A 1964-nucleotide genomic window follows, 5' to 3' on the forward strand; every position below is an offset into this window, starting at 1 on the left:
CGCAGCTGCTCGACGTCCGGCGCGCTGCCGAGCGCGGCGGCACGGTCGGCGACCAGGGCCGCCACGTCCTGCGCCCTGCCCTGGATCTCCCGCCAGGCCCGGCCGGAGAGGTCGGTGAGGACATCGTCCCCCGCGGGGGACATCAGACCCAGCTCGACCAGCGCGTCGCCGAGCTGCTCGGCCGTCGCCGCCTGGTCGACCAGCCGGTAGGCGTGGCTGCGGCCGATCCCGAATTCCGCCCGCGCGTACGCCTTCCACGTCGGATAGCCCAGGACGACCCAGACCCGGACCTCATGGGCGCGCCGCACAGCAGCGGCCAGCCGTCCGGTCGCCGTCCGCACGGCCTTGATCGCTTCCCGGATCTCGGCGGTCAGCGCACGGGCCTCGCCCGGGTCGAGCGCGGCGACCAGGTCGCCCTCGACCGGCGGGCGGTCCGGGTCCTTCGTCATGGCTCCAGTCTCCTCCTGCCGGCCGCGCCACGGGAAGCGAAGACGTCACTCGTTCGAGTGGTCCGGCTGCAGGAGGAGGGACGGGGAACGAGTGGCTGGGCTGCGTGGTACCCGGGGGCTTCGCCGCCCCCGGGACCCCGCTGCCCCGTCACTCCCCGGCGCGAATCCGCATCGTCGTGGTGCGGACCGTGCGCGCCGTGAAGCAACGGGGTTGTGGTCAAAGGCTGCTCTCCGGTGGGGGCTTCCGTACGGACGGGGTGCGGCCGGTGATCGTGTGCAGGTGTACCGGGTACACCGACCAGGGCTTCGGAGCGCAGAGTGTGAGGTCGCTGTGCGGGTCCAGGGAATCCAGGTAGGTGCCGATCAGGCTGTCGAGTGCCGCCCGCCACGAGGCACGTATCGCGGCTTCGGTTGTCGGTTGGTTCGGGGAGCTGAGCATGTCGGCCTCCAGGGGCATCGGCACCCAGTGCGAGCGCTTCAGCCCGTCGTACGCCACAGCCGGCCGCCGCAGCCGGTTCGGTCCCGGGAACTCCCGCCGGGCGGGCCGGGACCTGGGGGCACGGTCCGTCTCACGGTCTGGTGTCACCCGCACGGGCGATGCGGGAACCCCGCCGCCCTGATGTCGTCCTCCCGATGACATCGTGTGTCGTCATGAAGACGACGCCCCCGCGCAACGGGCCGGACGACACCCCCCGCGCCGAGCACGAACGGGACGCCGCCTGGTCCCATCTGTCGAGCGCCGACGAAGAGGACTACGGCCTCGACCCCGAATACTGGCCCGGCGGGAAGGTCGTGGAGGTGGCCGAGCGGCTCGACGAGGTGATCGAGCGGGCGTACGTCTCCGACCTCAAGAACCTGTCCCCCACTGACCTGCTGGCCACGCTGCTGGTCCTGCGCAAGCTGCGCGAGGACTTCACCACGGCCGAGGGGCTGCTGATCGAGACGGCCCGGAAGAAGAACGTCGGGGTCGGAGGAGATACGCGCAAAACCCGCCACTTCGTGACGCTCGGTAACCTGTCCTCTTGCCGCGCACTACGCTGCGGCGCATGAGCAACGAGGACACGGACATCAAGGGACCCATCTCCATCCAGCAGGTCGAGCAAGCGTTGGCCGCGCTTGGGGCGAACCCGGCGGGCGGAACGGTCGAGAGCCCGGTCATCGCGGTCGGGCAACTGCTGGCCCTGTGCGAGTTCATCGCGGTGGCGAACACGATGGAGAACGGCGCGGTCGACCAGGACGGCCTGAAAGACCTGATGCACGGCTACTACGGCATGGTCGTTGCCATGGCGCACAAGCTGACCACCGACTCCTCCGGCCTGCGCGCCCGCCTCGCTGAGAACCGGCTGCACCGCACGGCCAGTGAAGCCGACCTAGCCGGTGAAGGCGCCGATCAACTCAGCTTGGTCCTGGCCGAGGCAATCACGGAGATCGGACGGCTCCACGCCCAGGGCAACATCCTTTGATGGTCGTTGGTGGAGATACGTGCGAAGTCCGCCACCCATGGGTGGCGGACTT

The 1964-nt window shown here is 70.2% G+C and carries 3 protein-coding genes and 1 pseudogene; 2 read left to right on the forward strand and 2 right to left on the reverse strand.

The window, feature by feature from the left end:
• Positions 1 to 449 (reverse strand): annotated as a pseudogene (locus IEZ11_RS50280) (hypothetical protein); the annotation flags it as partial.
• A 217-nt stretch (positions 450 to 666) separates the two neighbouring features.
• Complete coding sequence (locus IEZ11_RS50285; RefSeq protein WP_189269837.1) at positions 667 to 1035, reverse strand: hypothetical protein; 369 nt, start codon at positions 1033 to 1035, stop codon at positions 667 to 669.
• Between the two features lie 65 nt (positions 1036 to 1100).
• Here IEZ11_RS50285 and IEZ11_RS50290 point away from each other — a divergent pair, with 65 nt between their 5' ends.
• Entirely contained in the window at positions 1101 to 1499 is a 399-nt protein-coding gene (locus IEZ11_RS50290) for a hypothetical protein (RefSeq protein WP_189269838.1), read from the forward strand.
• A complete protein-coding gene (locus IEZ11_RS50295; RefSeq protein WP_189269839.1) occupies positions 1496 to 1912 on the forward strand; it encodes a hypothetical protein in 417 nt (138 codons plus the stop codon). Before IEZ11_RS50290 ends, IEZ11_RS50295 begins: the two co-directional genes overlap by 4 nt.
• Positions 1913 to 1964 lie beyond the last annotated feature (52 nt).

It is taken from the genome of Streptomyces fuscichromogenes, assembly GCF_014645815.1.
Lineage (GTDB): Bacteria > Actinomycetota > Actinomycetes > Streptomycetales > Streptomycetaceae > Streptomyces > Streptomyces fuscichromogenes.